Genomic DNA, 23,466 nt, shown 5'->3' with positions numbered 1-23,466 from the left:
TTTTTTGTTGCCTGCGATCTGCGACGGCCAGCCCGGTCGGCGGTGACGACGGCCCCACAGAAAAACCCGGCCGCAGCCGGGTTTCTCAGGGGCGCGCGGGTGCGCTCAGTACGCATCGCGCGCTTGCGCCTCGTCTTCCTTCTGGCGATCGAAGAAGGCCATCACGTTGTTCATGATCGGCCAGGTGCCTTCACGGCCCAGCGCCGAGACCAGGTACCACGGCTGGGTCCAGCCCAGCTCGGCGACGATCTTCTCGGCGGCGGCCTTGGCCTCGTCCTCGAACATCAGGTCGGCCTTGTTCAGCACCAGCCAGCGCGGCTTGTTCAGCAGCTCCGGGTCGTGCTTTTCCAGCTCGCGCTCGATCGCACGGACCTGCTCGATCGGCGAGACACCTTCCACGCCCCCTTCCATCGGGGAGATATCCACGAGGTGCAGCAGCAGGCGGGTGCGCTGCAGGTGGCGCAGAAACTGCGCGCCCAGGCCCGCGCCATCGGCCGCACCCTCGATCAGGCCGGGAATGTCGGCGATCACGAAGCTGCGGTAGTTCTCCACGCGCACGACGCCCAGATTGGGGTACAGCGTGGTGAACGGGTAATCGGCGACCTTCGGGGTCGCCGCCGACACCGCACGGATCAGCGTGCTCTTGCCGGCGTTCGGGAAGCCCAGCAGGCCGACGTCGGCCAGCAGCTTCAGCTCGAGCTTGAGCAGGCGCTCTTCACCCTCTTCACCCGGCAGCGCCTGGCGCGGCGAGCGGTTGGTGGAGCTCTTGAAATGCATGTTGCCCAGGCCACCGCGGCCGCCCTTGGCCACCAGCAGGCGGTCGCCATGGCTGGTCAGATCGCCGATCACTTCATCGGTGCTGACGTTCATGATCACGGTGCCGATCGGCACGGTGATGACCAGGTCTTCGCCGCCCTTGCCATAGGCCTGGCGGCCCATGCCGTTCTCGCCACGCTGCGCCTTGAAGATGCGGTCATGGCGGAAATCGACCAGGGTGTTGAGGTTCTCGTCGGCGCGGATCCACACGCTGCCGCCATTACCGCCGTCGCCACCGTCCGGCCCGCCCAGCGGAATGAACTTCTCGCGACGGAAACCGATGCAGCCGTTGCCGCCATTGCCGGCGATCACCTGGATTTCTGCTTCGTCTACAAGTTTCATGATTCTGGATGCCAATCTGGAGGCGGCGGGCGCGAGGTGCACCCCACCGCAGAGTCTAACGGCCCCGGTACGATCCAGGGCCGGCGGCGGGAAATGTCCCGCCCGATAGTTGATACCAACGAAAAACCCCGCCGAAGCGGGGCTTTCGTCAGCGACCCCACGCCGTGGCGTGGGCGCCTGCGTACCGCTGAAGATCAGGCTTCGGCGACGACGCTGACGGTACGACGCTTCTTCGGGCCCTTGACCGAGAACTCCACCTTGCCGTCGACGAGCGCGAACAGGGTGTGGTCACGGCCGAGGCCAACGCCGGTACCCGGATGGAACTGGGTGCCGCGCTGACGCACGATGATGTTGCCGGCATCGATGGCCTGGCCACCGAAGATCTTGACGCCGAGGTACTTCGGGTTGGAGTCGCGACCGTTGCGCGATGAGCCTACGCCCTTCTTATGTGCCATGACTGCTTCTCCTTATTACTTGCTGCCACCGGCAATGCCGGTGATCTCGATTTCGGTGTAGTACTGACGGTGACCCTGGCGCTTCATGTGGTGCTTACGGCGACGGAACTTGATGATCCGGACCTTGTCGGCACGACCCTGGGACACGACCTTGGCAGTGACCGAAGCGCCGCTCAGCGCGTCGCCCAGCTTGATGCCATCGCTGTCGCCCAGCATCAGGATGTTGTCGAACTTGATCTCGTTGCCGACTTCGACTTCGAGCTTTTCAACGCGGAGCGTTTCGCCCTGCGCCACGCGGTATTGCTTACCGCCGGTTACCAGTACTGCGTACATGACCAGACTTCCTCTGTAGTTATTGTGGTCTATGGACTGCCGCCATCGAGGGCGGACAGAAGCGGAATTTTAATGACTTCAACCACTTCGGGTCAACCCACCCCCTGCTCTGACCCGGATTTGGCTGAATACGGTTCAGGAAACCGGCTCGTGGGGTCTCAGGGAATGAGACATGGGGGTGGCAAAGTCCGCGATTGCCCCCAAATCCCAAGCTCGGTAGGCTGACCGATTGCCGTTTCCGATTGCCCCACCCGCTTGCCGGCTCCCTGAGCCGAAGCCCCACAACGGATCCCCCATGGCGATGGATTTCATCCGCATCCGCGGCGCGCGGACGCACAATCTCAAGAACATCGATCTCGACCTGCCCCGCGACAAGCTGATTGTCATCACCGGCCTGTCCGGCTCGGGCAAGTCCTCGTTGGCGTTCGACACCATTTACGCTGAAGGCCAGCGTCGTTACGTGGAGTCGCTGTCGGCCTATGCCCGCCAGTTCCTCAGCGTGATGGAAAAGCCGGACCTGGACCACATCGAGGGCCTGTCCCCGGCGATCTCGATCGAGCAGAAATCGACCTCGCACAACCCGCGCTCGACCGTCGGCACGATCACCGAGATCTACGACTACCTGCGCCTGCTGTACGCCCGCGTCGGCAGCCCGCGCTGCCCGGACCACGGCTACCCGCTGGAAGCGCAGACGGTCAGCCAGATGGTCGACCACGTGCTGACCCTGGATGCCGAGCAGCGCTACATGCTGCTGGCGCCGGTGATCCGCGAGCGCAAGGGCGAGCACGCCCAGGTCTTCGACCAGCTGCGCGCGCAGGGCTATGTGCGCGTGCGGGTGGACGGCCAGCTGCATGAAATCGATGCGGTGCCGCCGCTGGCACTGCGCCAGAAGCACACCATCGAAGCGGTGATCGACCGTTTCCGCCCGCGCGAGGACATCAAGCAGCGCCTGGCCGAGAGCTTTGAAACCGCGCTCAAGCTTGGCGACGGCATGGTCTCGGTGCAGTCGCTGGATGTGGAGGATGCGCCTGCGCATCTGTTCTCCTCCAAGTACAGCTGCCCGGTCTGCGATTACTCGCTGCCGGAGCTGGAACCGCGCCTGTTCTCGTTCAACTCGCCGGTCGGCGCCTGCCCGGGCTGCGATGGCCTGGGCATGGCCGAGTTCTTCGACCCCTCGCGCGTGGTGGTGCACCCGGAGCTGTCGCTCTCGGCCGGCGCCGTGCGCGGTTGGGACCGCCGCAATGCGTACTACTTCCAGCTGATCGCCTCGCTGGCCAAGCACTACAAGTTCGACACCGACGCCCCTTGGCAGAGCCTGCCCGAGGACGTGCGCCAGGCCGTGCTGTACGGCAGCGGCGAAGAGACGATCACCTTCACCTACTTCACCGAAGCCGGTGGCCGCACCCAGCGCAAGCATCGCTTCGAGGGCATCATTCCCAACCTCGAGCGCCGCTACAAAGAGACCGAATCCTCGGCCGTCCGCGAAGAGCTGGCCAAGTACATCAGCGAGCGCAACTGCCCCGAGTGCCAGGGCCAGCGCCTGAACAAGGCCGCGCGCAATGTGTTCGTGGCCGACCGTGCGCTGCCGGAACTGGTGGTGATGCCGATCGACGATGCGCTGAAGTTCTTCAGCAGCATGACCCTGCCCGGCTGGCGCGGCGAGATCGCCGGCAAGATCGTCAAGGAGATCGGCGAACGGCTCGGCTTCCTGGTCGACGTCGGCCTGGATTACCTGACCTTGGAGCGCAAAGCCGATACCCTCTCCGGTGGCGAAGCCCAGCGCATCCGGCTGGCCTCGCAGATCGGCGCCGGCCTGGTCGGCGTGATGTACGTGCTGGATGAGCCCTCGATCGGCCTGCACCAGCGCGACAACGAACGCCTGCTCGGCACCCTGACCCGCCTGCGCGACCTCGGCAACACGGTGATCGTGGTCGAGCATGACGAGGACGCGATCCGTCTGGCCGACTACGTGCTGGACATCGGTCCGGGCGCGGGCGTGCACGGCGGCGAGATCGTCGGCCAGGGCACGCTGCAGGACATCCTGGATGCCCCGCGTTCGCTGACCGGCCAGTACCTGTCGGGCAAGCGCGCCATCGAGATCCCGGCGCGCCGGCACAAGCCCAACCCGAAGATGACCCTGCACCTGCGCGGTGCCAGCGGCAACAACCTCAAGGGCGTGGACCTGGATATTCCCTCGGGCCTGCTGACCTGCATCACCGGCGTGTCCGGCTCGGGCAAGTCGACCCTGATCAACGACACCCTGTTCTCGCTGGCCGCCAACGAGATCAACGGCTCCTCGCACCCGATCGCCCCATACAAGGAAGTCGACGGCCTGGATCTGTTCGACAAGGTGGTGGACATCGACCAGTCGCCGATCGGCCGCACCCCGCGCTCGAACCCGGCCACTTACACCGGTCTGTTCACGCCGCTGCGCGAGCTGTACGCGCAGGTGCCCGAAGCGCGTGCACGCGGCTATTCGCCGGGGCGCTTCAGCTTCAACGTGCGCGGTGGCCGCTGCGAAGCGTGCCAGGGCGATGGCCTGATCAAGGTGGAAATGCACTTCCTGCCGGACGTGTACGTGCCCTGCGATGTCTGCCACGGCAAGCGCTACAACCGCGAAACGCTGGAGATCCTGTACAAGGGCTACAACATCAACGACGTGCTGCAGATGACCGTCGAAGATGCCCTGAAGCTGTTCGAGCCGGTGCCGAGCATCGCGCGCAAGCTGGAAACGCTGGTCGATGTGGGCCTGAGCTACATCAAGCTGGGCCAGAGCGCGACCACGCTGTCCGGTGGTGAAGCGCAGCGCGTGAAACTGTCCAAGGAACTGTCGCGCCGCGATACCGGGCGCACGCTGTACATCCTGGATGAGCCGACCACCGGCCTGCACTTCCACGACATCGAGGCGCTGCTCGGCGTGCTGCACAAGCTGCGCGACGAAGGCAACACGGTGGTGGTGATCGAACACAACCTGGACGTGATCAAGACCGCCGACTGGATCGTCGATCTGGGTCCGGAAGGTGGCCATCGCGGTGGCACCATCCTGGTCACCGGTACGCCGGAGGACGTGGCGGCCTGCCCAACCTCGTACACCGGCCAGTTCCTGGCCAAAATGCTGCCCTCCACCAGCGCGCGTCCGGAACAGCCGGCGGCCGTGGCCAACAAGCCCGACGCCCGCCCGCCGCGCAAGGCCAAGCCGGAACCGAAGAAGGCCGTGCGCAAGACCGCCGCGACCAAAGCCCCCAGCAAGACCAAGAAGAAGACCGCATGAGCAACGAGCACAAGATCCTCGCCCGCGTGCCGATCAGCGTCCGCTGGCGCGACATGGACAGCATGGGCCACGTGAACAACGCCAAGTACATCTCCTACCTGGAAGAAGCGCGCGTGCGCTGGATGCTGGGCGTGGAGGGCGTTTCGATGACCGACCGGATCGCACCGGTAGTGGCGGCGACCAACGTCAACTACCGCCTGCCGATCGTGTGGCCCAACGACATCGTGGTGGAGCTGTTCGTCGAGCGTCTCGGCAACAGCAGCGTGACCATCGGCCACCGCATCGTGGACGAGAAGAACGACAGCACGCTGTATTCGGATGGCAACGTGGTGGTGGTCTGGATGGACACGCAGACCGGCAAGAGCGCGCCGTTGCCCGAGGCGATCCGGACCGCGTCAAGCTGAGAGGTTCCGCCGAGCCGAACTGAAAAGTGGTGCCGGCCACTGGCCGGCAGTTTCATGGCAACGATGGACTGCGTGGGTGCCGGCCAGCGGCCGGCACTACCACGGCCCATGCATCTTTACGGCACCGCGCTGCGCACCTGCAACGTTCCATCCACCTTGCGCCCATCTTCCAGGCTCAGCCGCAACGGCAGCTGCACCCCCTCTTTCAGCGCCACCTCCGGCTGCATCAACATCAGGTGCAGACCACCGGGTTTCAGCACGACCGTCGCCCCCGCCGCGATCGGCAGGCGTTCGACCGCGCGCATGCGGCTGACGCCGTCGACCAGCGTGGTTTCGTGCAGCGAGACATCGCCGAACGCCTTGCTGCCGGCGGCGACCACCACCACCGCCTCGCGGCAGTCGTTGTGGATCTGGCCGTAGCCGGCCGCCATCGGCATCGCACCGGGCGGCAGGCGCACCCACCCATCGCGCAGTGACACACAGGCCGGCGTTGCGGCCCACGCGGATGTTGCGAACGCACACAATCCCAACAATACGCACACGAATGGTTTGGTTATCATCGGCTTCGTTCCCTGTCCGCAACGAGACTGCAGCATGACGACGCTCATCGAGGTGATCAACCACGGCCCCATCCGCGAACTGCGGCTGGCCAGGCCACCGGTCAATGCGTTGGACACCGAGCTGTGCCGGCACCTGATCCACGCGATCAACCAGGCGATGTCCGATGATGTGCACGGCATCGTGCTGTCCGGCAGCGAGCGCATCTTCAGCGCCGGCATGGACGTGCCGCACCTGCTCGGCCACGGCGATGACAAACACAAGCTGCTGGACAGCTGGCAGGCCTTCTTCGGCGCCGTGCGCACCCTGGCCGAGTGCCGCGTGCCGGTGGTCGCCGCCATGACCGGGCACGCCCCGGCCGGCGGCTGCGTGCTCGCGTTGTGCTGCGACTATCGGATCATCGCCCGCAGCCCCGACGCCGCCCATCCCACGGTGATCGGCCTGAACGAAGTGCAGGTCGGGCTGGTCGCGCCGGAAGGCATCCAGCGCCTGATGCGCCGCGTGGTCGGCCACCACCGGGCCACCACCCTGCTGGTCGGCGGCGAAATGGTGCCGGCCGAGCGTGCGCTGCAGATCGGGCTGGTCGATGAGGTGGTCGACGCCAATCTGGTGGTTGCCCGTGCCGTGGCCTGGCTGCAGGGCCTGCTCACGCTGCCGCGCCAGCCGATGCTGCTGACCCGCGCGATCGCCCGTGCCGATCTCCACGAGGCCCTGCACGCCGATCTGATCCAGCTGGATCGCTTCATCGAGGCCTGGTACGCCCCGGACACCCAGCAGGCGCTGCAGGGACTGGTCGCGCGGCTGGGAAAGGGATGACCCACCACGGTTGAAGCGCGCCCGCGCACACCGGTAGTGCCGGCCGCTGGCCGGCTTCCCTACACCTGTACCTGACGAGGAGCGGGCCAGCAGCCGGCCCTACCGGAGCCCGTATAATCGGCGCCAGTCCAACCCAGGTTGCCGCCTTTGTCCGCCACGCACGAACCCGTCGTTTCCGAGCTGATCGACCTGCTCTCGCTCGAACGCCTGGAAGACAATCTGTTCCGCGGCCAGAGCCGCGATATCGGTACCAAGTATGTTTTTGGCGGCCAGGTGCTGGGCCAGGCGCTGTCGGCCGCCCAGAAGACGGTCGAGAACGGCCGTCACGTGCATTCGCTGCACGCCTACTTCCTGCGTGCCGGCAACATCGACCACCCCATCGTCTATGACGTGGACCGCACCCGCGATGGCGGCAGCTTCTCCGTCCGCCGGGTCACCGCGATCCAGCACGGCAAGGTGATCTTCTTCTGCGCCGCTTCGTTCCAGCAGGCCGAGACCGGTGCCGAGCACCAGCACAAGATGCCCGAAGTGCCGCAGCCGGAAGACATCGAACCGAACCAGCCGCTGCCGCAGGCGGTCCTGGATCGTCTGCCGATCAAGGTGCAGCGCTGGCTCTCGCGGGGCGGCCCGTTCGAGTTCCGCCATGTGTACCCGCGTGACGAACTCAACCCGCCCAAGCGCCCGCCGTACCACCAGGTCTGGCTGCGCCTGAACGAGACCGTCGGCGATGCCCCGGAGCTGCATCAGGCGCTGCTCGCCTACGCCTCGGACTTCCACCTGCTCGGCACCGCGACCTTCCCGCACGGCATCAGCTACTACCAGCCGCATGTGCAGATGGCCTCGCTGGACCATGCGATCTGGTTCCACCGCCCGTTCCGCGCCGACGATTGGCTGCTGTACTCGCTGGACAGTCCCAGCGCGCAGGATTCGCGTGGCCTGGCGCGTGGCCAGTTCTTCACCCGCAACGGCATCCTGGTCGCCAGCACGGCGCAGGAAGGCCTGATCCGCGTGGTCGACGACAGTGCCGCGGCTGCCGCCGTGCCGGCCAAGGACTGACATGAGACAGATCTTCAACAGCCAGCGCGTGGAAACCGTCGAAGGCGTGGCCCAGTTGCTGCGCGACGCCGGCATCGAGGTGCGCATCACCAACGGACGCTCGTACCACAGCAAACGCGGCAGCCAGTTCAGCTATCTGGACAAGGAAAAGGCCACTACCCACCCGACCCTGTGGGTGGTGCATGCCGATGACCAGCCCCGCGCCCGCGAGATCCTGCGCGATGCGCGCCTGCTCGAAACCACCCGCCGCGATCACCCGACCGCGCAGTTCGCGTTCCGCGACGAGGTCGCCCAGAACGATGCGCCGCGCAACTGGGCCTGGCGCATCCGTATCGGCCTGCTGCTGGTGATCGCTGCCGTGGCGATGGTGGTGGTCATGCGCCACCGCAGCGCCCCGGTCGCGGCGCCCGCGCCGACCCCGACCGTGCAGCCGGCGGCGTCGCCGACCGCACCGGCAGCCCCCCCGCCGGAAGAAGAGGAAGTGCGGGTCCGGATCCAGCCCACCGAGTAACAGGTAGTGCCGGCCGCTGGCCGGCTCCTCGTGCGGTTGGAAGCCTGCAGAGCCGGCCGCTGGCCGGCTACCCGGTCACATCCGGGGCCGGCACGCGTCATGATGGGACCATCCCCGGGGGAGGACATCGTGACGACGCATCCGCTGACCACCACGCTCGAACGCGAGCTGCCCGCTGCCGCAGGCGGCTGCCAGCAGTCGTATGGCCGCATCGTGCTGGCCTGCCAGAACACGGTCACCGCGATCGCGCTGGCGATCACCCGCGATGTGCATGCCAGCGAGGACATCGCGCAGGAAGCGTTCATCAAGGCCTGGCAGCAACTCAACCAGTTGCACAGCCATGCCAGCTTCCTGCCCTGGTTGCGCCAGATCACCCGCAATCTCGCCCGTGACTGGCTGCGCGCCAACCGCGGCCGCCCGCTGTCCGGCGAGGCCGCCGAGATCGCCATCAACATGGCTGCCGACCCCAGCCCCAGTGCCCCGGATCATCTGCAACGGGTAGAGGAAGAACTGGCCGCCGAAGACATCATCTCGGCGCTGCCGGAAGACAGCCGCGAAACCCTGCTGCTCTATTACCGCGAAGGTCAGAGTTCGCAGCAGGTCGCCGATCTGCTCGGGCTCAGTGATGCCGCCGTGCGCAAGCGCCTGTCGCGTGCACGTGCCACCGTCCGTGAGGAGATGCTGCGTCGCTTCAGCGACTTCGCCCGCAGCAGCGCGCCGAGTGCCGCCTTCGCCACGACCGTCGTATCGATGGTGCTGGTCGCCGCCCCGGGCACGGCCAGTGCTGCGATCCTGCTGGGCACCGGGCTGGGCACCGGGAAGCTCGGCCTGGGCGGTGCCAGTGTCTCCGGCGGTGCGGCAATGGGCTCGTTGACGGCAGCGGCCAGCCAGACACAGGTGTTTCCACCGGATCTCGCCTGGGGCGCGATCATCGGCGGCATGGTCGGCGGCGTGCTGGGCAGCTACCTGGGCGGCCGTTATCTGCTCTCATATGCCGAGAACGAAAGCGAGCGCGCAGCGATCCGCAGGTTCGTCCACTACAGCACCTTCACTGCGATGCTGGTCTGCATGTCTGTGTTCGCCCTGACCTACCTTCAGCCGGGCTGGTACTCCCCGGTGATGGCCCTCGTCATCGGACTGGGACTGGTCAATTATCAATGTCTGGGTCCGCTGCAGCGGATCATGGCGCCGATGATCGCGCGCGACGCGGCCCGCCACGGGCGCACCGGTCCGAACTGGAAATACGAGTCGCTTTACGGCCGCAAAGCGGTGTGGGTGATGAACCTTGTGGTGATCGGCACCATCGTCTGGGCGATGTACAGGAACGGCCGCATCTGATGGACGAAAAGCGCCGGTCGATGACCGGCGCTTTCGTTACACACCACCGCCATACCGCTTACTTCGTGGCCGGTGCCTTCGGCGGCATCGGCGGCTTGCCATCGCGATGCTTGCCATCGCGATGATCACCACGCGGGCCACCGAACGGGCCCTTGGCCGCATCGAACTCGGCCTTGCTCAGCTGGCCGTCCTTGTTGGTATCGGCTGCGGCAAACCAGGCATCACGATGCTGCTTCATGCGCAGCTCGCGGTCGGCCTTGTCCAGGTAACCATCCTTGTTGACGTCCATCGCATCGAAGCGCCCGGCCAGGCGCGGGTCGGCCTTGGCCTCCTCGCGGCTGATGCGGCCGTCCTTGTTGGTGTCCAGCTTGGCCATCCAGTCGCCATGCCCACCCGGGCCACGCCCGTGGCGCTTGCCGTGCCAGCGCGGCAGTTCCTCACGGGAGAGCTTGCCGTCCTTGTTGGCATCGAGCGTGTCGAACTGCGCAGCCAGACGGGGCGACTTGGCCGCTTCGGTGCGGTCGATGAAGCCATCGCCATTGGTGTCCAGCTTGGCACGGGCCGGCTTGTCAGCGGCGGCGGGGGTATCGGCAGCGACCGCCAGGCCGGCAGCACCGGTGGACAGCAGCAGGGCCAGCAGCAGGAGGGATTTGCGGTTGCGCATGGGTAACTCCGGTTTGTGAGGGAAACTGCGTGCGGTGCATGGCACCCACACCGGTAACAACGCGTGGGCGCCAGCACCGTTGACAGCCCGGCCAGCCGTGTTCATTTGGCAGACAGTCGCGGCGGCTGCGACGGCACGGGGCTATGCTGTGGGCATGGCAATACACGGCGACCGCGACGACGAGCTGCGACTGTTCCAGACCGGTGACCACCCCTGTGGCTATTGGCCGGAACGGGCCGCACGCGATCTGGTGCTCGATCCCAACGATCCGCGCCTGGGCACGCTGTACCCGATGGCGCTGGGCTGGGGCTTCCGCCGCTCTGGGGATCTGGTCTACCGCCCGCATTGCGCGGACTGCCACGCCTGCGTAGCCGTGCGCATCCCCGTGGCCCGCTTCGCACCGGACCGCAGCCAGCGTCGTTGCCTGGTCCGCAATGCGGATCTGGAAGTGCGTATCGTCGCCGCCGAACAGACCGAAGAGCAGTTCGCGCTGTACCACCGTTACCTGTCCCACCGGCACGCGCAGGGCGGCATGGACGAGCACGGCCCGCACGAGTTCGACCAGTTCCTGATCGGGCGCTGGTCGCAGGGGCGTTTCATCGAAATCCGCGCCCCGGGCGAGGACGGCCATCGCGGCCCGCTGCTCGGGGTCGCCGTGACCGATGTGACCCCGCAAGGACTCTCGGCGGTCTACACCTTCTTCGATCCGGACCAGGCCCATCGCGGCCTGGGCACCTTCGCGATCCTCCAGCAGATCGCCTGGGCCCAGCGCGAGCAGCTGCCGCACCTGTACCTGGGCTACTGGATCCGCGACCACCGCAAGATGGACTACAAGCGCCGGTTCCGCCCGCTGGAGGCCTATGACGGCCGCCGCTGGCACGCCTTCGATGACGAATTGGACGGCCGCTGACGCATCACTGACACCGCGCCGGGTGCAAAATAGGCGGATGAAAGCCAATCCCCTGATCCTTGCCCTGGCCCTGCTCTGCGGCGCCTGCGCCCAGACCCCTGCCAAGACCGCCGCCATGCCGGATACCGCCTCCGCACCGCTGCGGATCGCCACCTACAACACCTCCCTGTACAGCGACGAGACCGGCGGGCTGATCGCCGAGCTCGAAGGCGACAGCGAACACGCGCGCAAGATTGCCGCCGTCCTGCAGCAGGTCCGCCCGGATCTGGTGCTGCTCAACGAGTTCGATTACGACGACGCCCATCGCGCCGCCGACCTTTTCCAGCAGCGCTACCTGGAAGCCGCCCAGCCGGGCGGCGGTGAGCCGCTGCATTACGCCTACCGCTACCTCGCCCCGGTGAACACCGGCGTGCAGAGCGGCCTGGACCTGGACAACAACGGCGAGATCGGCGGCGAAGGCCGCGCCCGTGGCAACGATGCCTGGGGCTACGGCCTGCACCCGGGCCAGTACGGCATGCTGGTGCTGTCGCGCTACCCGATCGATGATGCCAAGGTCCGCAGTTTCCAGCTGCTGAAGTGGAGCACGATGCCCGGCGCCCTGCGCCCGATCGACCCGCGTACCGGGAAATCCTTCTACAACGACCACGTCTGGTCGCAGCTGCGCCTGTCCTCCAAATCGCACTGGGACGTGCCGGTGACCACCCCGAACGGCACCGTACACGCCCTGGTCTCGCACCCGACCCCGCCGGTCTTCGACGGCCCGGAGAAGCGCAACGCCGCCCGCAACCACGACGAACTGCGCCTGTGGCAGGACTACCTCAAGGACCGCGACACTTCATGGCTGTGCGATGACCGCGGCCAATGCGGCGGCCTCGCGCAGGACGCGCGCTTCGTCATCCTCGGCGACCTCAACAACGACCCGGTCGACGGCGACGGCCGCCACGAAGCGATCGTCGAACTGATCGAAAACCCCCGCGTCCTGCGCTACCCCACCCCGCGCAGCGTCGGCGCCGAACAGACCAGCCTGGCCTATGCCGAGAAAGGCATCACCCGCAAAGGCGCGCCCTTCCACGCCACCGGCGACTTCGGCCCGAAATCCGGCACCATGCGCCTGGACTACGTCCTACCCTCGGTCGGCTTCAGCTACATCGGCAGCGGCGTGTTCTGGCCCGCCAATGACAGCCCGGAAGCAAAAATCGCCGACGGCAGCGACCACCACCTGGTGTGGGTCGACCTGAAATAAAGTCTGCTCCGTATTCAACGAAAAACGGCGAGCCAAGGCTCGCCGTTTTTTTGTCCTGCCATTTTATGCCCCGCCGTTGGATCCGCCCAACCGACCCTCCACGAAGAGGTGATCGGGCAGCCCGATGAAGGACCGTGTGCGGCATGGATGCCGCACTACGAGCCCCCAAGGATGGGTTTACGGCGTGTCCTGCATCGGGCTGCCCGATCGCCTCAGACCGACAGCAACCAAGGCGCCAGCTTCGGCTTAGGCTTGGGCCTCAAACCCACCTCAAGACCGCAACTCGATCCCGATAGCCTCAGCCGCCTCACGCGCAATCTTCCGCGCCTCCTCGATATCCCCACCGCGCGCCAACGTCACCCCCACCCGGCGATGCCCGTGCACACTCGGCTTGCCGAACAGGCGCAGCGCCGAATCCGGATGCACCAGGGCTGCGGCCACATTGCTGAAGAACGGCACACCCTCACCGTGTGCCAACATCGCACACGACGCCGACGGACCGCTCTGGCGGATCACCGGAATCGGCAGCCCCAGAATCGCGCGCGCATGCAGCGCGAACTCACTCAACTCCTGCGAGGCCAACGTCACCAGACCCGTGTCATGCGGCCGCGGCGACACCTCGCTGAACCACACCTCGTCGCCCTTCACGAACAGCTCGACCCCGAACAGCCCCCAGCCACCCAGCTCATCGGTGATCGCCTGCGAAATCTCCTCCGCCCGCGCCAGCGCACGCGGCGACATCGGCTGCGGCTGCCAGCTCTCGCGGTAATCACCATCCTTCTGCCAGTGCCCGATCGGCGCACAGAACGACGTCCCGCCCGCATGACGCACGGTCAGCAGCGTGATTTCGTACTCGAAATCGATGAAGCCCTCCACGATGCAGCGCCCGGCACCGGCGCGGCCACCGGTCTGCGCATACTCCCAGGCCGGCGCGATGTCGGCCTCCTGACGCAGCGTGCTCTGGCCCTTGCCCGAGGAGGACATCACCGGCTTGACCACGCACGGCAGCCCGATCGCAGCGACCGCCGCGCGGTACTCGGCGTCGGTATCAACGAACCGGTACGGCGAGGTCGGCAGACCCAGGGTCTCGGCGGCGAGCCGGCGGATGCCTTCACGATCCATGGTCAGGCGTGCCGCACGCGCAGTCGGCACTACCCGCAGCCCCTGCTCCTGTTCCAGCTGGACCAGCGTCTCGGTATGGATCGCCTCGATCTCCGGCACCACCAGATGCGGCTTCTCCAGTGCGATCAGCGCGCGCAGCGCCATGGCGTCGAGCATGTCGATCACGTGCGAACGGTGTGCAACCTGCATCGCCGGCGCGTTGGCGTAGCGGTCGGCAGCGATCACCTCCACCCCCAGCCGCTGCAGCTCGATGGCGACTTCCTTGCCGAGTTCGCCGGATCCCAGCAGCAGCACACGGGTGGCGGAAGGAGACAGCGGCGTACCGAGCGTGGACATGGCGATGTTCCGGGCAACAGGGGCGGGAGGGCATTCTAGCCGGTGCCGCCGCCGCGTGGCCGGCTGGGGCGGCACTTGCGAAGTGATATCAATTTGATATCTTCCAATCAACTACCCAAGGACGCCCTGCCATGAAAGAGAAGTCGATCCGCTCGCTGTCCGGCCTGCCCTTCCTGCTGCTGGTGCTGGCCCTGACCGCGGTGGCCGTGTGGATGTTCGTGGTCGGGGTGGACAAGGGAAACCGCAACCCGGCGCTGATCGTGGGCAGCCTGGTGCTGGCCACCACCGCCCTGCTCAGCCTGGTCGGCCTGTATACCGTGCAGCCCAACCAGGCGGTGGTCGTCAGCCTGTTCGGCAAGTACGTCGGCACTGTCAAGGAGAACGGCCTGCGCTGGAACAATCCGTTCTTCACCAAGGTCAAGGTGAGCCAGCGCGTGCGCAACTTCGAAAGCGGCAAGCTCAAGGTCAACGAGCTCGACGGCAGCCCGATCGAGATCGCCGCGGTGATCGTGTGGCAGGTGGTGGATGCTTCCGAAGCGGTCTACAACGTGGACGACTACGAGAGCTTCGTGCATATCCAGTCCGAATCGGCGCTGCGCGCGATGGCGACCAGCTACCCGTATGACCAGCACGAAGAAGGCCAGCTGTCGCTGCGCAGCCATGCCGCCGAGATCTCCCAGCACCTCAAGGACGAGCTGGCCGAGCGCCTGGCCGATGCCGGCGTGCAGGTGATCGATGCGCGCATCAGCCACCTCGCCTATGCCCCGGAAATCGCCCAGGCGATGCTGCAACGCCAGCAGGCCAATGCGGTCATCGCCGCACGTACGCGGATCGTCGCCGGTGCGGTCGGGATGGTCGAAATGGCCCTGGCCGAACTGCAGAAGAACGGTGTGGTCCAGCTCGATGAAGAGCGCAAGGCGCACATGGTGAGCAATCTGCTGACCGTGCTGTGTTCGGATCGTGGCACCCAGCCGGTGGTCAACGCCGGTTCGCTGTATTGATGCACCAGCGTGCCGACCCAGGGTCGGCAGCTACCACCGCAACGCGGCGCCGAGGGGACGGCACGCGCTGTCGATAAAGGACCCCGCATGACCGAAAAGAAAGCGTACCCGCTGCGTATCAATGCCGACGTTCTGGCGGCGGCGCAGCGCTGGGCCGACGACGAGCTGCGCAGCCTCAATGCACAGATCGAATACGTGCTGCGCGATGCCCTGCGCAAGGCCGGACGCCTTCCCAAACCCACCGCCGACAAGGAGAGCAAATCATGAGCAGGCGCTGGAGCTATCTCACCGTTGAAGTGAAACCCAACCTGATGGGGATCGTCAACGCCGAGCAGATCCAGGAGGAACTGACCCGGCAGGGCCAGCTCGGCTGGGAGCTGGTCAACGCGATCAGCCTGGTGTCGGCACCTCCCTTCACGACGTCGGTACTGATCTTCAAAAAGGAGGCATGAAGTGAGTGCACCTCATCCCTTCGAGGTTGCCCCATCGCCGGGCTGGCGACTGCTGTGGCTGTGGGTTCCGCTGCTGCTCGTCGCCGGCGTGATGGTCGGCACCGCGCTGGACGCACCGGAGCGTTCGCACACCGAGCTGATGGTCACGCTGCCCTTCCTGGCCGTGCTGGCAGCCGTACTGACCTGGGCCTACAGCCGGCGTCGCATCGTGCTGCATGAGGACACGCTGGAGGTGTTGTCGACCTTCTACCGAAAGCGCGTGCCGGTCAGCGCGATGCGTCTGGACGAGGCGCGCATCGTCGACTTCGCCGAGCATGGCCGGTACAAGCCCTCGATCAAGACCAACGGCTACGGCGTACCGGGCTTCCAGTCCGGGCACTACCGCATGGCCGATCGCAGCAAGGCGTTCTGCCTGATCACCGACAGCATCCGCGTTCTGCACCTGCCGCTGCGCGATGGCAGCGCCCTGGTGATCAGCCCGGAACGTCCCCGCATTCTCCTCGACGCTTTGCAGGCGCTGGCCGGACCGCCGCGCGCGCACTAAGCTGGCAGCATGCGCCGATCCCCTGCCCTGCTGATCAACACCGCCGAGATCGAACTGTGGCCTGGCGGCCTGCTGCGTGCACGCGGCTCTGCCGACGCGCGCGCCCTGGCTCGCGCGCAGTGGGTCCTGCGGCGCAAGCGCGATGGGCGCTACCTCGCCGTCGCTACCGCCCACGGCGTGTTGCCACTGGTGCCGCGCCTGATGCGCGAGCCGGGCATCGAGGAGGCACTGGATGCGCTGGACCGCCAGGTGCTGGATCGCCGCCGCGGCAGCGCGCCCGATGCGGTGCTGCCCCTGAGTGGACTGCAGCATCGCCTCGAAACCCTCGGGATTGATGCCGATGCCTACGAGGCCGCGAGCGGCCTGGCGCTGGAAGCCGAACCGGCTCAGCTGCACCTGGCCGGTTTCGACCGCTACCGGCGGCCACTCTGGCTGCAGCGTGACGCCGCCCGCAGCTGGCAACGCCTGCGCGCGCGGGCCGCTGCCGATGGCATCGCCCTGGAGGCGATCTCCGGCTACCGCAGCCACGATTACCAGCTCGGGATATTCGCCCGCAAACGCAACCGCGGGCTGAGCGTGGAGGAGATCCTCAAGGTCAACGCCGCGCCGGGCTACAGCGAGCACCACAGCGGCTACGCGCTGGATATCGGCACACCCGGCGAACCGCCGGCGGAAGAATCGTTCGAGTCGACTGCCGCGTTCGCGTGGCTGGGCGAGCATGCCGGTCGCTTCGGGTTCCAGCTGAGCTACCCGCGCGACAACCCGCATGGGATTGTCTACGAACCGTGGCACTGGTGCTGGCACGACGCCATACCCTGACCAGCGCGACCCACAAGGAGGGCGACCATGGACGATCAGAATCCCTACCAGGCCGGTGAGGTTCCCCCCACCCCGCCAACGGCACCGCACTGGGAACAGGTGCCGAGCGGGATCACCAGGCCAGTCACGCAGCTCTGGTTACTGGGCGCGGGACTCACCGTGTTCACCCTCGCCACGGGCGGCTGGACGTGGGTCACGAACCGGCACGTGTTCGCCATGATGAACTTCATCGCTGCTGCGATGGTCGGCTGCGTTTACCTGGGTCTGGCAGTGGGGGTCTACAAACGCAGCCGGATTGCGGCCTGCCTGACCGCTGCGTTGTGGGCATGGGTGTTCGTGATGCATCTGAGGCAGGACACCGCAGGCCTGACAGACACGCTTCGGAGGATGGGGATGATGCTGGTGATCGGGGTCGTGGTCCTCCGCGGCACCTTCGCCACCTTCCACCATCACCGCTACCTTGCGGCGAAGAAGCGCCAGCCAGCGCGGGCACGAATCAGCGACGACCCGGCCTTCGCGCCGAAGCCACCGGCCGCGTAGCCTCACCCCTGCGAGCGGTTGGTCGTCGCCTTCGGATCCACCGTGAAATCTGCGATCCGCCACAGGTACAGGCTCGCGTAGGTCCGGAACGGGCCCCATTTCTCGCCGCGGGCGAGCAGCTCCTTCGGGGTCGGCATCCGCTCGGCCTTGTCCACGCGCTGGGCGCCCTTGCGGACACCGAGGTCGTCCACCGGCAGGATGTCCGGGCGACCGAGCCGGAACATCAGCATCATCTCCACCGTCCAGCGGCCGATGCCGCGGATCGGGACCAGCACGTCGATGATCGCGTCGTGGTCCATCACCGACATCCGACGCAGGTCGGGGATCTCACCCGCTGCCTCGCGACGCGCCAGGTCTCGCAGCGCCAGCGCCTTGTTGCCCGAGACCCCGCAGACCCGCAGCCCGGCATCATCGATGCGCGCCAGCGTATCGGCGTGCAGGCGGGTGCTGCCGATGGCGGTCTCCACCCGCCCGACGATGGTCGAGGCGGCCTTGCCGCTGAGCTGCTGGAACAGGATCGCCCGTGCCAGCGCGTCGACCGGATCAAAGGTTTTCGCCCAGCCGGGCGGCGCCTGGATCGGGCCGAGCCGCTTCATCCACGTGCCCAGCCGCCGGTCGCGCCGGCTCAGCCAGTCATGCGCCTCATCGACATCGAAACCGCGGCGGTAGCGGGGCATGTCAGCGCCTCAGCGCGTTGAGGCCGTAGGCCAGCCAGCCGACCATCAGCGCGGTGCCACCGACCGGTGCCAACTGCGTACTGAGCGTCCACAACGCGCCAGCCACCAGGCTGCCGGAGAACAGCAGCGTGCCGATCAGCAGGACATACAGGGCCAGCCGACCCAGCGTGTTCTGCTGGGTCGGGCCGAGCACGGCCAGCGCCACCCCGTGCCCGAACGCGTACAAGGCCGCGGTGGTCACATGCGACTGCGCCAGTGGATCGGCGATGCCGTGCGAGGCGTAGGCCGACAGACCGACCCCGGTGGCCGCCAGCAGGCCGCCCAGGCCGGCCAGCAGGGAGGGTTTGCGCGTGCGTCGTTCCAGGTTGAGCATGCTTGCGTCCTTCAGACAGTGCTCCGCTGCCGGAGCCCAAAAAAAAACGCGCCGCAGGAAGCGGCGCGTTTCAGGTCGTGCGTTACATCACGGCAACCGTCGGATTACTTGACGGCCCAGTAGATGTCGTACGTGCCTTCCGGAGTGAACGACTTTTCCACGCCGTCCTTCCAGGACTCGTACGGACGGTCGATCACTTCGTTGCCGCCGGTCACCGACCACGCACGCAGAGCGTTGCGGGCGATGTCCAGGCCGGCCATGTGGCCGGTGTAGGCCGCGTGGGCCGAACGGTGCGGAGCAACATGCACGTACTTGACCGGTGCACCACCGTCGATCTTCACCGTCAGGGCTTCGGCAGTCGCGCCTTCAGCACCCTTCTTCTTGACCGGCTGCGCCACGTCGAAGGCGTACTTCTCGGCGCCGAAATCGGTGGTGATGATGCGGAACGGACCGGCGGCTTCGAGGTTGTTGGCCTCCATGACGCGCTTGATCCACTCCTGGTTGTCCTTGATGGACTTGGTGATGGTCTCCTGGCCGCGGTCCACGTTGCCGGCGGTGACGACCAGCAGGTCCTCGGCCGGGACGTCCACGATGGCCAGATCGGTCAGCGGGGCTTCGGCGGTGCGGTAGTCCACGTTCGGCACGGTGGCCAGCATGTTGGCCATGCGCGACAGACCCAGCTTCAGGTCGTCACCGGCGTGACGGCTGACGTACAGGCCAGCGTAACGACCGAACAGGTTGAAACCGTACTTGACGCTGTAGTCCTGCGTGATCTTGACGTTGCGGCCACCCTTGCCGGTCGGCTCCAGGGTGAAGCGGGTGGTCTTGTCGTGACCCTTGGAGGCGTCCTCGATCTCGATCGCCACGTGCTTGTTCTGCTCGGACTCGGTGATCACCCAGCTACCTTCGCCCAAGGAGCTTTCCTTGGAGGCGTAGTCCAGGCGTGCGCCGACGCCGGCAGCGGGGCCGGAGTACTTCAGTTCAACGGCGGGATCGCGCAGCAAGAGCGGGTTCCAGTCCTTGAAGCGGCGCAGGCTGTTGACCGTGTCGTACACGATCGTCATCTTGCGGTTGGTCTCGATGCTTTCGGAAATATGGCGCTCGCCCGGCAGACATACGCCAATGATGACGAACAGGCCAGCCACGATCCCCAAGGCGATCAGGAACTCGATAATACGGGTCATTCAGGAGTCTCCGGGGCCGATCCCACGGCCGGGTTGATTGAAGCGAAGCGCCAATCCTAGCAGGCTTCGCCGGTGTTGTTGATCAGGGTTGGCACACCGGTTTCCATGTCGGCAGCGGTTTTGCATAGACAAGGAGCGGAAAGATAACGCATCGCGCGTGTCAGCACGTAGCGGATGGACAATATTTCTTTGCCGGATTCGGCCGCTGGGACCAAAAATCCCCCTGCATCGCTTGCGCTGCAAGGGTTTCACAGAATTCATAAATTACCTGCGAACCCGTGGCCGCCCGAAGGCTGGCGCCGGGTCCGCAGGCTCAGACCAGCTGCAGTTCGAAGGCCTTGAGCACGGCGCGGGTACGGTCGCGCACGCCCAGCTTGGAGAGGATGTTGGACACGTGGTTCTTGATCGTGCCCTCGGCCACGCCCAGTGAATTGGCGATCTCCTTGTTGGAGAAGCCGCTGGCCATCAGCCGCAGGATCTCGGTCTCGCGGTCGGTCAACGGGTCCGGCCGGTCCAGGCTCACGAACTCGTTGCGCATGTGCTCCAGGCCCGACAGCAGCCGCTGGGTCACCGCCGGCTGCACCAGCGAGCCGCCATCGGCCACGGTCCGGATCGCGCCCACCAGCTGGTCCAGGGTCACATCCTTGAGCAGGTAGCCCTTGGCGCCGGCCTTCAGCCCGGCCAGCACCAGCTGGTCGTCATCGAAGGTGGTCAGGATGATGGTCGGCGGCAGCTGGTTCAGCCGCGACAGCATCTGCAGCGCCTCCAGCCCGGACATCACCGGCATGCGCATGTCCATCAGGACCACGTCAGGGCGGACCTGCGGAACCACCTCGACTGCCTGGCGGCCATCGGCGGCCTCGGCGACCACTTCGATGCCGTCATCGAGCGCCAGCAGCGAGCGGATCCCCTGCCGCACCAGGGTTTGGTCGTCGACCAGGCAGACGCGAATCATCAACGCACTCCTTCAATGACAGCGGTCAGCATCAATACTGGCACGCCGGGTACCGAGGCACGAAGGCGGAAGCCCTGTCCCCGGCGGGTTTCGATCTGCAGCTCACCACCGCATTGTTGCAGGCGCTCGCGCATCCCGCGCAACCCATTGCCGACCACGATACCGTCGGCGCCCACCCCATCATCATGCGCTTCCAGCACCACGATGCCAGGCGCCTCGCGCCGGACCTTGATCCACAGGTTGCGCGCGCCGGCGTGGCGCACCGCATTGGTGATGATTTCCTGGGTGCAGCGCAGCAGCACGTGCGCGCGCTCGGGATCTTCCACGCTCAGTGGCTCGTCGATATCCAGGTGGATCTCCAGCGAGGGGACCTGCTCGGTCAGCGGGCGCAGCGCGGCGGCCAGGTCGATCGCACCACTGTCGCGCAGCTGGCTGACCGCCTCGCGTACGTCGGTCAGCAGCAGCTTGGCCAGGGTATGGGCCTGATGCACGTGTTCCTGGGCCTGGCCTTCGGTGATGTGGCCGGCCACTTCCAGATTCAGGCTGAGCGCGGTCAGGTGGTGGCCCAACAGATCGTGCAGCTCGCGGGAAATGCGGGTGCGTTCGTTGACGCGGGCGCTTTCGGCCAGCAGCACACGGGTGGCGCGCAGCTCGGTATTGAGCCGGCGCTGCTCTTCACGGGCATCGGTCTGCTGCCGCGCCACCAGGCTGGTCACGAAGATGAACATAGAGAAGCCGCCATACAGCAGCGACTGCATCACCGCTTCGAACAGGGAGAAATTCAGGATGAGGTAGTAGACCGGCAGCACCGCCAGCTGGCTCAGCAGCAGCCAGATCACGCCACCGCGCACCGGCAGCATCCACGGGATGACGCCGGCGGCGACCATCATCAGGATGCTGCCCAGCCCGGAGCCGCTCAGATAGCTCACGCCCAGCGCCGACGCGGTCAGCAGCACCAGCATGACCCGGTCGTACCAGCGCGAGTGGCCGCCGTTGCGCAGCCCGCGGGTCAGCCAGAAGTAGCCGGCGCCGAAGGCCAGGTACGCCGCGAACAGCCACAGCGCCCAGGCATCGACGCCTCCGCCGCGGCGCAGCAGTGCTTCGTACTGTGAGTAAACCAGAGGAAGTCCGACCATGACCCAGGTGAACAGGCCGGCCAGTCGCAGTACTCGGGTGTGGCTGAGGTATCCCAACATGGACGCATAGTAGGCTGAACCTGTTCCCCTGCACTCCCACAGAAGTCATGCCTGTCCGCTCGCGGGGGGAAGCCACCCATGCAATAATCGGACCGAGGGCCCCTCGATGGGCCAACCGCGTTACCCCACGGAGTCACAATGTCGATTGTCATCCGCGACGTGCGCGAGCACGAGCTCGATTCCGTCCTGGCCCTGAACAACAATGCCGGCCTGGCCATCCTGCCGTTGGATGCCGCCCGCCTGCGTCTGTTCTATGAAAGCGCTGAGTATTTCCGCGTCGCCGAGCGCGACGGCAACCTGGCCGGTTTCCTGATCGGCTTCGGCAGCGACAGCCAGCACGACAGCAGCAACTTCGCCTGGTTCAAGCAGCAGCTTGACAGCAAATTCTTCTATATCGACCGCATCGTGGTCGCCAGCCGCCGCCGCGGCGGCGGCGTTGGCCGTGCGTTCTATGCCGATGCGCAGAGCTACGCCGAGCTGCGCTACCCGCAGCTGACCTGCGAGGTGTTCCTGGATCACGGTGCCGATGCCGCCCTGCTCTTCCACGGCAGCTTCGGCTTCCGCGAGGTCGGGCAGAACAACATGGCCCACGTGGATGTGCGCGCCAGCATGCTGCTCAAGGACCTGTGCAGTTACCAGTGGGTGCACGACACCTACGGCGATCAGCTGCCGGATGTGCCTTGGGTGGGCCATCGCCGCGAGCCGCTGCGCGTGCAGCAGCAGACGGGGACCTGATCGGTGGCGGCGAACATGGATTTTGAACAGGCCGGTGAACTGAAGATCGGCCAGGTCGGCATCGCCAATCTGCGCATCCGCACCCTCGATGTCGAGCGCCTCACCCGTGAAATGCAGGAACGTGTCGCGCGTGCGCCGAAGCTGTTCGGGCGTGCGGCAGTGATCCTGGATTTCGGCGGGCTGAGCAGGATGCCGGACGTGGCGACCGCCAAGGCGCTGCTGGACGGCCTGCGCAAGGCCGGCGTGCTGCCGGTTGCGCTGGCTTACGGCACCACCGAAACCGACCTGCTTTCCCAGCAGCTCGGCCTGCCGCTGCTGGCCAAGTTCCGCGCCCAGTACGAGCGCGCCGAGGCCGAGCCGGCGCCTGCGCGCGTGCCGGTCGCCGAACCGCCGCCGCGCCGTGCGCGTGCCGCCGCTGCCGTGCCTGCGGCGCCGGCGCCCAGCGCTGTCGCCACCGGAGGCGCGCCCAAGCCGGGCCGCATGCAGACCGCCAACGTCCGTTCGGGCCAGCAGCTGTACGCGGAAAACTGCGACCTGACCGTCATGGCCACCGTCGGCGCGGGCGCCGAAGTGATCGCCGATGGCAGCATCCACATCTACGGTACGCTGCGGGGCCGTGCCCTGGCAGGTGCCCAAGGCAACACCACGGCGCGCATTTTCTGCCGTGAATTCCACGCTGAACTGGTCGCCATTGCCGGCCACTACAAGGTACTGGACGATGTTCCGGACTCCCTGCGCGGCAAGGCCGTGCAGGTGTGGCTGGAACAGGACCAGATCAAGATCGCTGCGCTGGACTGACGCAGCCCCCAAACAGA

27 protein-coding genes are annotated in these 23,466 nt (G+C 66.4%); 16 read left to right on the top strand and 11 right to left on the bottom strand.

The window, feature by feature from the left end; all coding sequences use genetic code 11:
- Positions 1-105: 105 nt before the first annotated feature.
- The 3 genes from obgE to rplU form a co-directional block, all read right to left on the bottom strand.
- Complete coding sequence (gene obgE, locus BCL79_RS17630; protein ID WP_121043410.1) at positions 106-1,158, bottom strand: GTPase ObgE; 1,053 nt, start codon at positions 1,156-1,158, stop codon at positions 106-108.
- A gap of 194 nt (positions 1,159-1,352) precedes the next feature.
- Positions 1,353-1,613, bottom strand: a complete 261-nt coding sequence (gene rpmA, locus BCL79_RS17625) for a 50S ribosomal protein L27 (RefSeq protein WP_019184517.1) — start codon at positions 1,611-1,613, stop codon at positions 1,353-1,355.
- 15 nt (positions 1,614-1,628) lie between these two features.
- Complete coding sequence (gene rplU, locus BCL79_RS17620) at positions 1,629-1,946, bottom strand: 50S ribosomal protein L21 (RefSeq protein ID WP_019184518.1); 318 nt, start codon at positions 1,944-1,946, stop codon at positions 1,629-1,631.
- A 295-nt stretch (positions 1,947-2,241) separates the two neighbouring features.
- On the opposite strand from rplU, the gene uvrA reads away from it, so the two are divergent.
- Together uvrA and BCL79_RS17610 are read left to right on the top strand one after the other, a co-directional pair.
- Entirely contained in the window at positions 2,242-5,217 is a 2,976-nt protein-coding gene (gene uvrA, locus BCL79_RS17615) for an excinuclease ABC subunit UvrA (RefSeq protein WP_121043407.1), read from the top strand.
- Complete coding sequence (locus BCL79_RS17610; RefSeq protein ID WP_088432134.1) at positions 5,214-5,621, top strand: acyl-CoA thioesterase; 408 nt, start codon at positions 5,214-5,216, stop codon at positions 5,619-5,621. Before uvrA ends, BCL79_RS17610 begins: the two co-directional genes overlap by 4 nt.
- Positions 5,622-5,737: 116 nt before the next feature.
- Here BCL79_RS17610 and BCL79_RS17605 read toward each other — a convergent pair whose 3' ends face one another.
- A complete protein-coding gene (locus tag BCL79_RS17605; RefSeq protein ID WP_121043404.1) occupies positions 5,738-6,181 on the bottom strand; it encodes a copper chaperone PCu(A)C in 444 nt (147 codons plus the stop codon).
- 34 nt (positions 6,182-6,215) lie between these two features.
- Here BCL79_RS17605 and BCL79_RS17600 point away from each other — a divergent pair, with 34 nt between their 5' ends.
- The 4 genes from BCL79_RS17600 to BCL79_RS17585 all read left to right on the top strand — a co-directional run bounded on the left by BCL79_RS17600 (position 6,216) and on the right by BCL79_RS17585 (position 9,900).
- The gene (locus BCL79_RS17600) at positions 6,216-6,995 is read left to right on the top strand and encodes an enoyl-CoA hydratase/isomerase family protein (RefSeq protein WP_121043401.1); all 780 of its coding nucleotides are present in this window, start codon (positions 6,216-6,218) and stop codon (positions 6,993-6,995) included.
- Between the two features lie 147 nt (positions 6,996-7,142).
- Positions 7,143-8,051 carry an acyl-CoA thioesterase II gene (tesB, locus tag BCL79_RS17595; RefSeq protein WP_088432131.1) on the top strand — a complete coding sequence of 303 codons (909 nt, stop codon included), beginning with the start codon at positions 7,143-7,145 and terminating at the stop codon, positions 8,049-8,051.
- A 1-nt stretch (position 8,052) separates the two neighbouring features.
- Positions 8,053-8,562 (top strand): putative signal transducing protein, encoded by a 510-nt coding sequence (locus BCL79_RS17590; protein WP_121043398.1) that lies wholly within the window; start codon positions 8,053-8,055, stop codon positions 8,560-8,562.
- Positions 8,563-8,691: 129 nt separating this feature from the next.
- A complete protein-coding gene (locus tag BCL79_RS17585) occupies positions 8,692-9,900 on the top strand; it encodes an RNA polymerase sigma factor (protein ID WP_259462207.1) in 1,209 nt (402 codons plus the stop codon).
- 58 nt (positions 9,901-9,958) lie between these two features.
- Here the strand turns inward: BCL79_RS17585 and BCL79_RS17580 are convergent, their stop codons facing one another.
- Entirely contained in the window at positions 9,959-10,564 is a 606-nt protein-coding gene (locus BCL79_RS17580; RefSeq protein ID WP_121043395.1) for an EF-hand domain-containing protein, read from the bottom strand.
- Between the two features lie 154 nt (positions 10,565-10,718).
- On the opposite strand from BCL79_RS17580, the gene BCL79_RS17575 reads away from it, so the two are divergent.
- Positions 10,719-11,474, top strand: a complete 756-nt coding sequence (locus BCL79_RS17575) for an arginyltransferase (protein ID WP_121043392.1) — start codon at positions 10,719-10,721, stop codon at positions 11,472-11,474.
- A gap of 37 nt (positions 11,475-11,511) precedes the next feature.
- Positions 11,512-12,717 (top strand): endonuclease/exonuclease/phosphatase family protein, encoded by a 1,206-nt coding sequence (locus BCL79_RS17570; protein ID WP_121043389.1) that lies wholly within the window; start codon positions 11,512-11,514, stop codon positions 12,715-12,717.
- Between the two features lie 270 nt (positions 12,718-12,987).
- On the opposite strand, the gene purT is transcribed toward BCL79_RS17570, so the two are convergent.
- Entirely contained in the window at positions 12,988-14,175 is a 1,188-nt protein-coding gene (purT, locus tag BCL79_RS17565; protein ID WP_121043386.1) for a formate-dependent phosphoribosylglycinamide formyltransferase, read from the bottom strand.
- Between the two features lie 131 nt (positions 14,176-14,306).
- Between purT and BCL79_RS17560 the strand changes: the two genes are divergently transcribed.
- The 6 genes from BCL79_RS17560 (at position 14,307) to BCL79_RS17535 (ending at position 17,531) form a co-directional block, all read left to right on the top strand.
- On the top strand, positions 14,307-15,176 hold the full coding sequence (locus tag BCL79_RS17560; RefSeq protein ID WP_088432124.1) for an SPFH domain-containing protein: 870 nt from the start codon (positions 14,307-14,309) through the stop codon (positions 15,174-15,176).
- A gap of 87 nt (positions 15,177-15,263) precedes the next feature.
- The gene (locus BCL79_RS17555) at positions 15,264-15,443 is read left to right on the top strand and encodes an Arc family DNA binding domain-containing protein (RefSeq protein ID WP_121043383.1); all 180 of its coding nucleotides are present in this window, start codon (positions 15,264-15,266) and stop codon (positions 15,441-15,443) included.
- Positions 15,440-15,628, top strand: a complete 189-nt coding sequence (locus tag BCL79_RS17550; RefSeq protein ID WP_121043380.1) for a DUF4177 domain-containing protein — start codon at positions 15,440-15,442, stop codon at positions 15,626-15,628. Before BCL79_RS17555 ends, BCL79_RS17550 begins: the two co-directional genes overlap by 4 nt.
- 1 nt (position 15,629) lies before the next feature.
- Positions 15,630-16,172: a PH domain-containing protein gene (locus BCL79_RS17545; RefSeq protein ID WP_121043377.1), complete on the top strand. Its 543-nt coding sequence runs from the start codon at positions 15,630-15,632 to the stop codon at positions 16,170-16,172.
- Positions 16,173-16,181: 9 nt separating this feature from the next.
- Positions 16,182-16,991 (top strand): M15 family metallopeptidase, encoded by an 810-nt coding sequence (locus BCL79_RS17540; protein ID WP_121043374.1) that lies wholly within the window; start codon positions 16,182-16,184, stop codon positions 16,989-16,991.
- Positions 16,992-17,018: 27 nt separating this feature from the next.
- Entirely contained in the window at positions 17,019-17,531 is a 513-nt protein-coding gene (locus BCL79_RS17535) for a hypothetical protein (RefSeq protein WP_121043371.1), read from the top strand.
- Between the two features lie 2 nt (positions 17,532-17,533).
- Here BCL79_RS17535 and BCL79_RS17530 read toward each other — a convergent pair whose 3' ends face one another.
- The 5 genes from BCL79_RS17530 to BCL79_RS17510 all read right to left on the bottom strand — a co-directional run bounded on the left by BCL79_RS17530 (position 17,534) and on the right by BCL79_RS17510 (position 21,916).
- Positions 17,534-18,208 (bottom strand): DNA-3-methyladenine glycosylase family protein, encoded by a 675-nt coding sequence (locus BCL79_RS17530; protein WP_121043368.1) that lies wholly within the window; start codon positions 18,206-18,208, stop codon positions 17,534-17,536.
- A 1-nt stretch (position 18,209) separates the two neighbouring features.
- Positions 18,210-18,581: a DUF423 domain-containing protein gene (locus tag BCL79_RS17525; protein WP_121043365.1), complete on the bottom strand. Its 372-nt coding sequence runs from the start codon at positions 18,579-18,581 to the stop codon at positions 18,210-18,212.
- A 104-nt stretch (positions 18,582-18,685) separates the two neighbouring features.
- Positions 18,686-19,765, bottom strand: coding sequence for an SRPBCC family protein (locus tag BCL79_RS17520; protein ID WP_121043362.1), 1,080 nt, complete (start codon positions 19,763-19,765; stop codon positions 18,686-18,688).
- Between the two features lie 313 nt (positions 19,766-20,078).
- A complete protein-coding gene (locus BCL79_RS17515) occupies positions 20,079-20,720 on the bottom strand; it encodes a response regulator (RefSeq protein WP_019184539.1) in 642 nt (213 codons plus the stop codon).
- Positions 20,720-21,916 carry a sensor histidine kinase gene (locus BCL79_RS17510; RefSeq protein WP_088432115.1) on the bottom strand — a complete coding sequence of 399 codons (1,197 nt, stop codon included), beginning with the start codon at positions 21,914-21,916 and terminating at the stop codon, positions 20,720-20,722. The genes BCL79_RS17515 and BCL79_RS17510 overlap by 1 nt, the downstream gene beginning before the upstream one ends.
- A 138-nt stretch (positions 21,917-22,054) precedes the next feature.
- Between BCL79_RS17510 and BCL79_RS17505 the strand changes: the two genes are divergently transcribed.
- Both BCL79_RS17505 and minC read left to right on the top strand, forming a co-directional pair.
- Positions 22,055-22,651, top strand: a complete 597-nt coding sequence (locus tag BCL79_RS17505) for a GNAT family N-acetyltransferase (RefSeq protein WP_088432114.1) — start codon at positions 22,055-22,057, stop codon at positions 22,649-22,651.
- A gap of 15 nt (positions 22,652-22,666) precedes the next feature.
- Positions 22,667-23,449: a septum site-determining protein MinC gene (gene minC / locus BCL79_RS17500; RefSeq protein ID WP_121043359.1), complete on the top strand. Its 783-nt coding sequence runs from the start codon at positions 22,667-22,669 to the stop codon at positions 23,447-23,449.
- Positions 23,450-23,466: the final 17 nt, after the last annotated feature.

The organism is Stenotrophomonas rhizophila, assembly GCF_003651185.1.
Classification (GTDB): Bacteria; Pseudomonadota; Gammaproteobacteria; order Xanthomonadales; family Xanthomonadaceae; genus Stenotrophomonas; species Stenotrophomonas maltophilia_Z.
This window is presented reverse-complemented; position numbering and strand designations above follow the sequence as displayed.

What these genes read in the sequence shown, in the direction of transcription:
- uvrA (WP_121043407.1), top strand. Translation starts at nt 2,242, where the DNA reads ATGGCGATGGATTTCATCCGCATCCGCGGCGCGCGGACGCACAATCTC.
- BCL79_RS17610 (WP_088432134.1), top strand. Translation starts at nt 5,214, where the DNA reads ATGAGCAACGAGCACAAGATCCTCGCCCGCGTGCCGATCAGCGTCCGC.
- purT (WP_121043386.1), bottom strand. Translation starts at nt 14,175, where the DNA reads ATGTCCACGCTCGGTACGCCGCTGTCTCCTTCCGCCACCCGTGTGCTG.
- BCL79_RS17575 (WP_121043392.1), top strand. Translation starts at nt 10,719, where the DNA reads ATGGCAATACACGGCGACCGCGACGACGAGCTGCGACTGTTCCAGACC.
- obgE (WP_121043410.1), bottom strand. Translation starts at nt 1,158, where the DNA reads ATGAAACTTGTAGACGAAGCAGAAATCCAGGTGATCGCCGGCAATGGC.
- BCL79_RS17520 (WP_121043362.1), bottom strand. Translation starts at nt 19,765, where the DNA reads ATGACCCGTATTATCGAGTTCCTGATCGCCTTGGGGATCGTGGCTGGC.
- BCL79_RS17580 (WP_121043395.1), bottom strand. Translation starts at nt 10,564, where the DNA reads ATGCGCAACCGCAAATCCCTCCTGCTGCTGGCCCTGCTGCTGTCCACC.
- BCL79_RS17590 (WP_121043398.1), top strand. Translation starts at nt 8,053, where the DNA reads ATGAGACAGATCTTCAACAGCCAGCGCGTGGAAACCGTCGAAGGCGTG.
- BCL79_RS17605 (WP_121043404.1), bottom strand. Translation starts at nt 6,181, where the DNA reads ATGATAACCAAACCATTCGTGTGCGTATTGTTGGGATTGTGTGCGTTC.
- minC (WP_121043359.1), top strand. Translation starts at nt 22,667, where the DNA reads ATGGATTTTGAACAGGCCGGTGAACTGAAGATCGGCCAGGTCGGCATC.
- rplU (WP_019184518.1), bottom strand. Translation starts at nt 1,946, where the DNA reads ATGTACGCAGTACTGGTAACCGGCGGTAAGCAATACCGCGTGGCGCAG.
- BCL79_RS17530 (WP_121043368.1), bottom strand. Translation starts at nt 18,208, where the DNA reads ATGCCCCGCTACCGCCGCGGTTTCGATGTCGATGAGGCGCATGACTGG.
- BCL79_RS17570 (WP_121043389.1), top strand. Translation starts at nt 11,512, where the DNA reads ATGAAAGCCAATCCCCTGATCCTTGCCCTGGCCCTGCTCTGCGGCGCC.
- BCL79_RS17525 (WP_121043365.1), bottom strand. Translation starts at nt 18,581, where the DNA reads ATGCTCAACCTGGAACGACGCACGCGCAAACCCTCCCTGCTGGCCGGC.
- BCL79_RS17505 (WP_088432114.1), top strand. Translation starts at nt 22,055, where the DNA reads ATGTCGATTGTCATCCGCGACGTGCGCGAGCACGAGCTCGATTCCGTC.
- BCL79_RS17555 (WP_121043383.1), top strand. Translation starts at nt 15,264, where the DNA reads ATGACCGAAAAGAAAGCGTACCCGCTGCGTATCAATGCCGACGTTCTG.
- BCL79_RS17540 (WP_121043374.1), top strand. Translation starts at nt 16,182, where the DNA reads ATGCGCCGATCCCCTGCCCTGCTGATCAACACCGCCGAGATCGAACTG.
- BCL79_RS17560 (WP_088432124.1), top strand. Translation starts at nt 14,307, where the DNA reads ATGAAAGAGAAGTCGATCCGCTCGCTGTCCGGCCTGCCCTTCCTGCTG.
- rpmA (WP_019184517.1), bottom strand. Translation starts at nt 1,613, where the DNA reads ATGGCACATAAGAAGGGCGTAGGCTCATCGCGCAACGGTCGCGACTCC.
- BCL79_RS17535 (WP_121043371.1), top strand. Translation starts at nt 17,019, where the DNA reads ATGGACGATCAGAATCCCTACCAGGCCGGTGAGGTTCCCCCCACCCCG.
- BCL79_RS17510 (WP_088432115.1), bottom strand. Translation starts at nt 21,916, where the DNA reads ATGTTGGGATACCTCAGCCACACCCGAGTACTGCGACTGGCCGGCCTG.
- BCL79_RS17600 (WP_121043401.1), top strand. Translation starts at nt 6,216, where the DNA reads ATGACGACGCTCATCGAGGTGATCAACCACGGCCCCATCCGCGAACTG.
- BCL79_RS17515 (WP_019184539.1), bottom strand. Translation starts at nt 20,720, where the DNA reads ATGATTCGCGTCTGCCTGGTCGACGACCAAACCCTGGTGCGGCAGGGG.
- BCL79_RS17550 (WP_121043380.1), top strand. Translation starts at nt 15,440, where the DNA reads ATGAGCAGGCGCTGGAGCTATCTCACCGTTGAAGTGAAACCCAACCTG.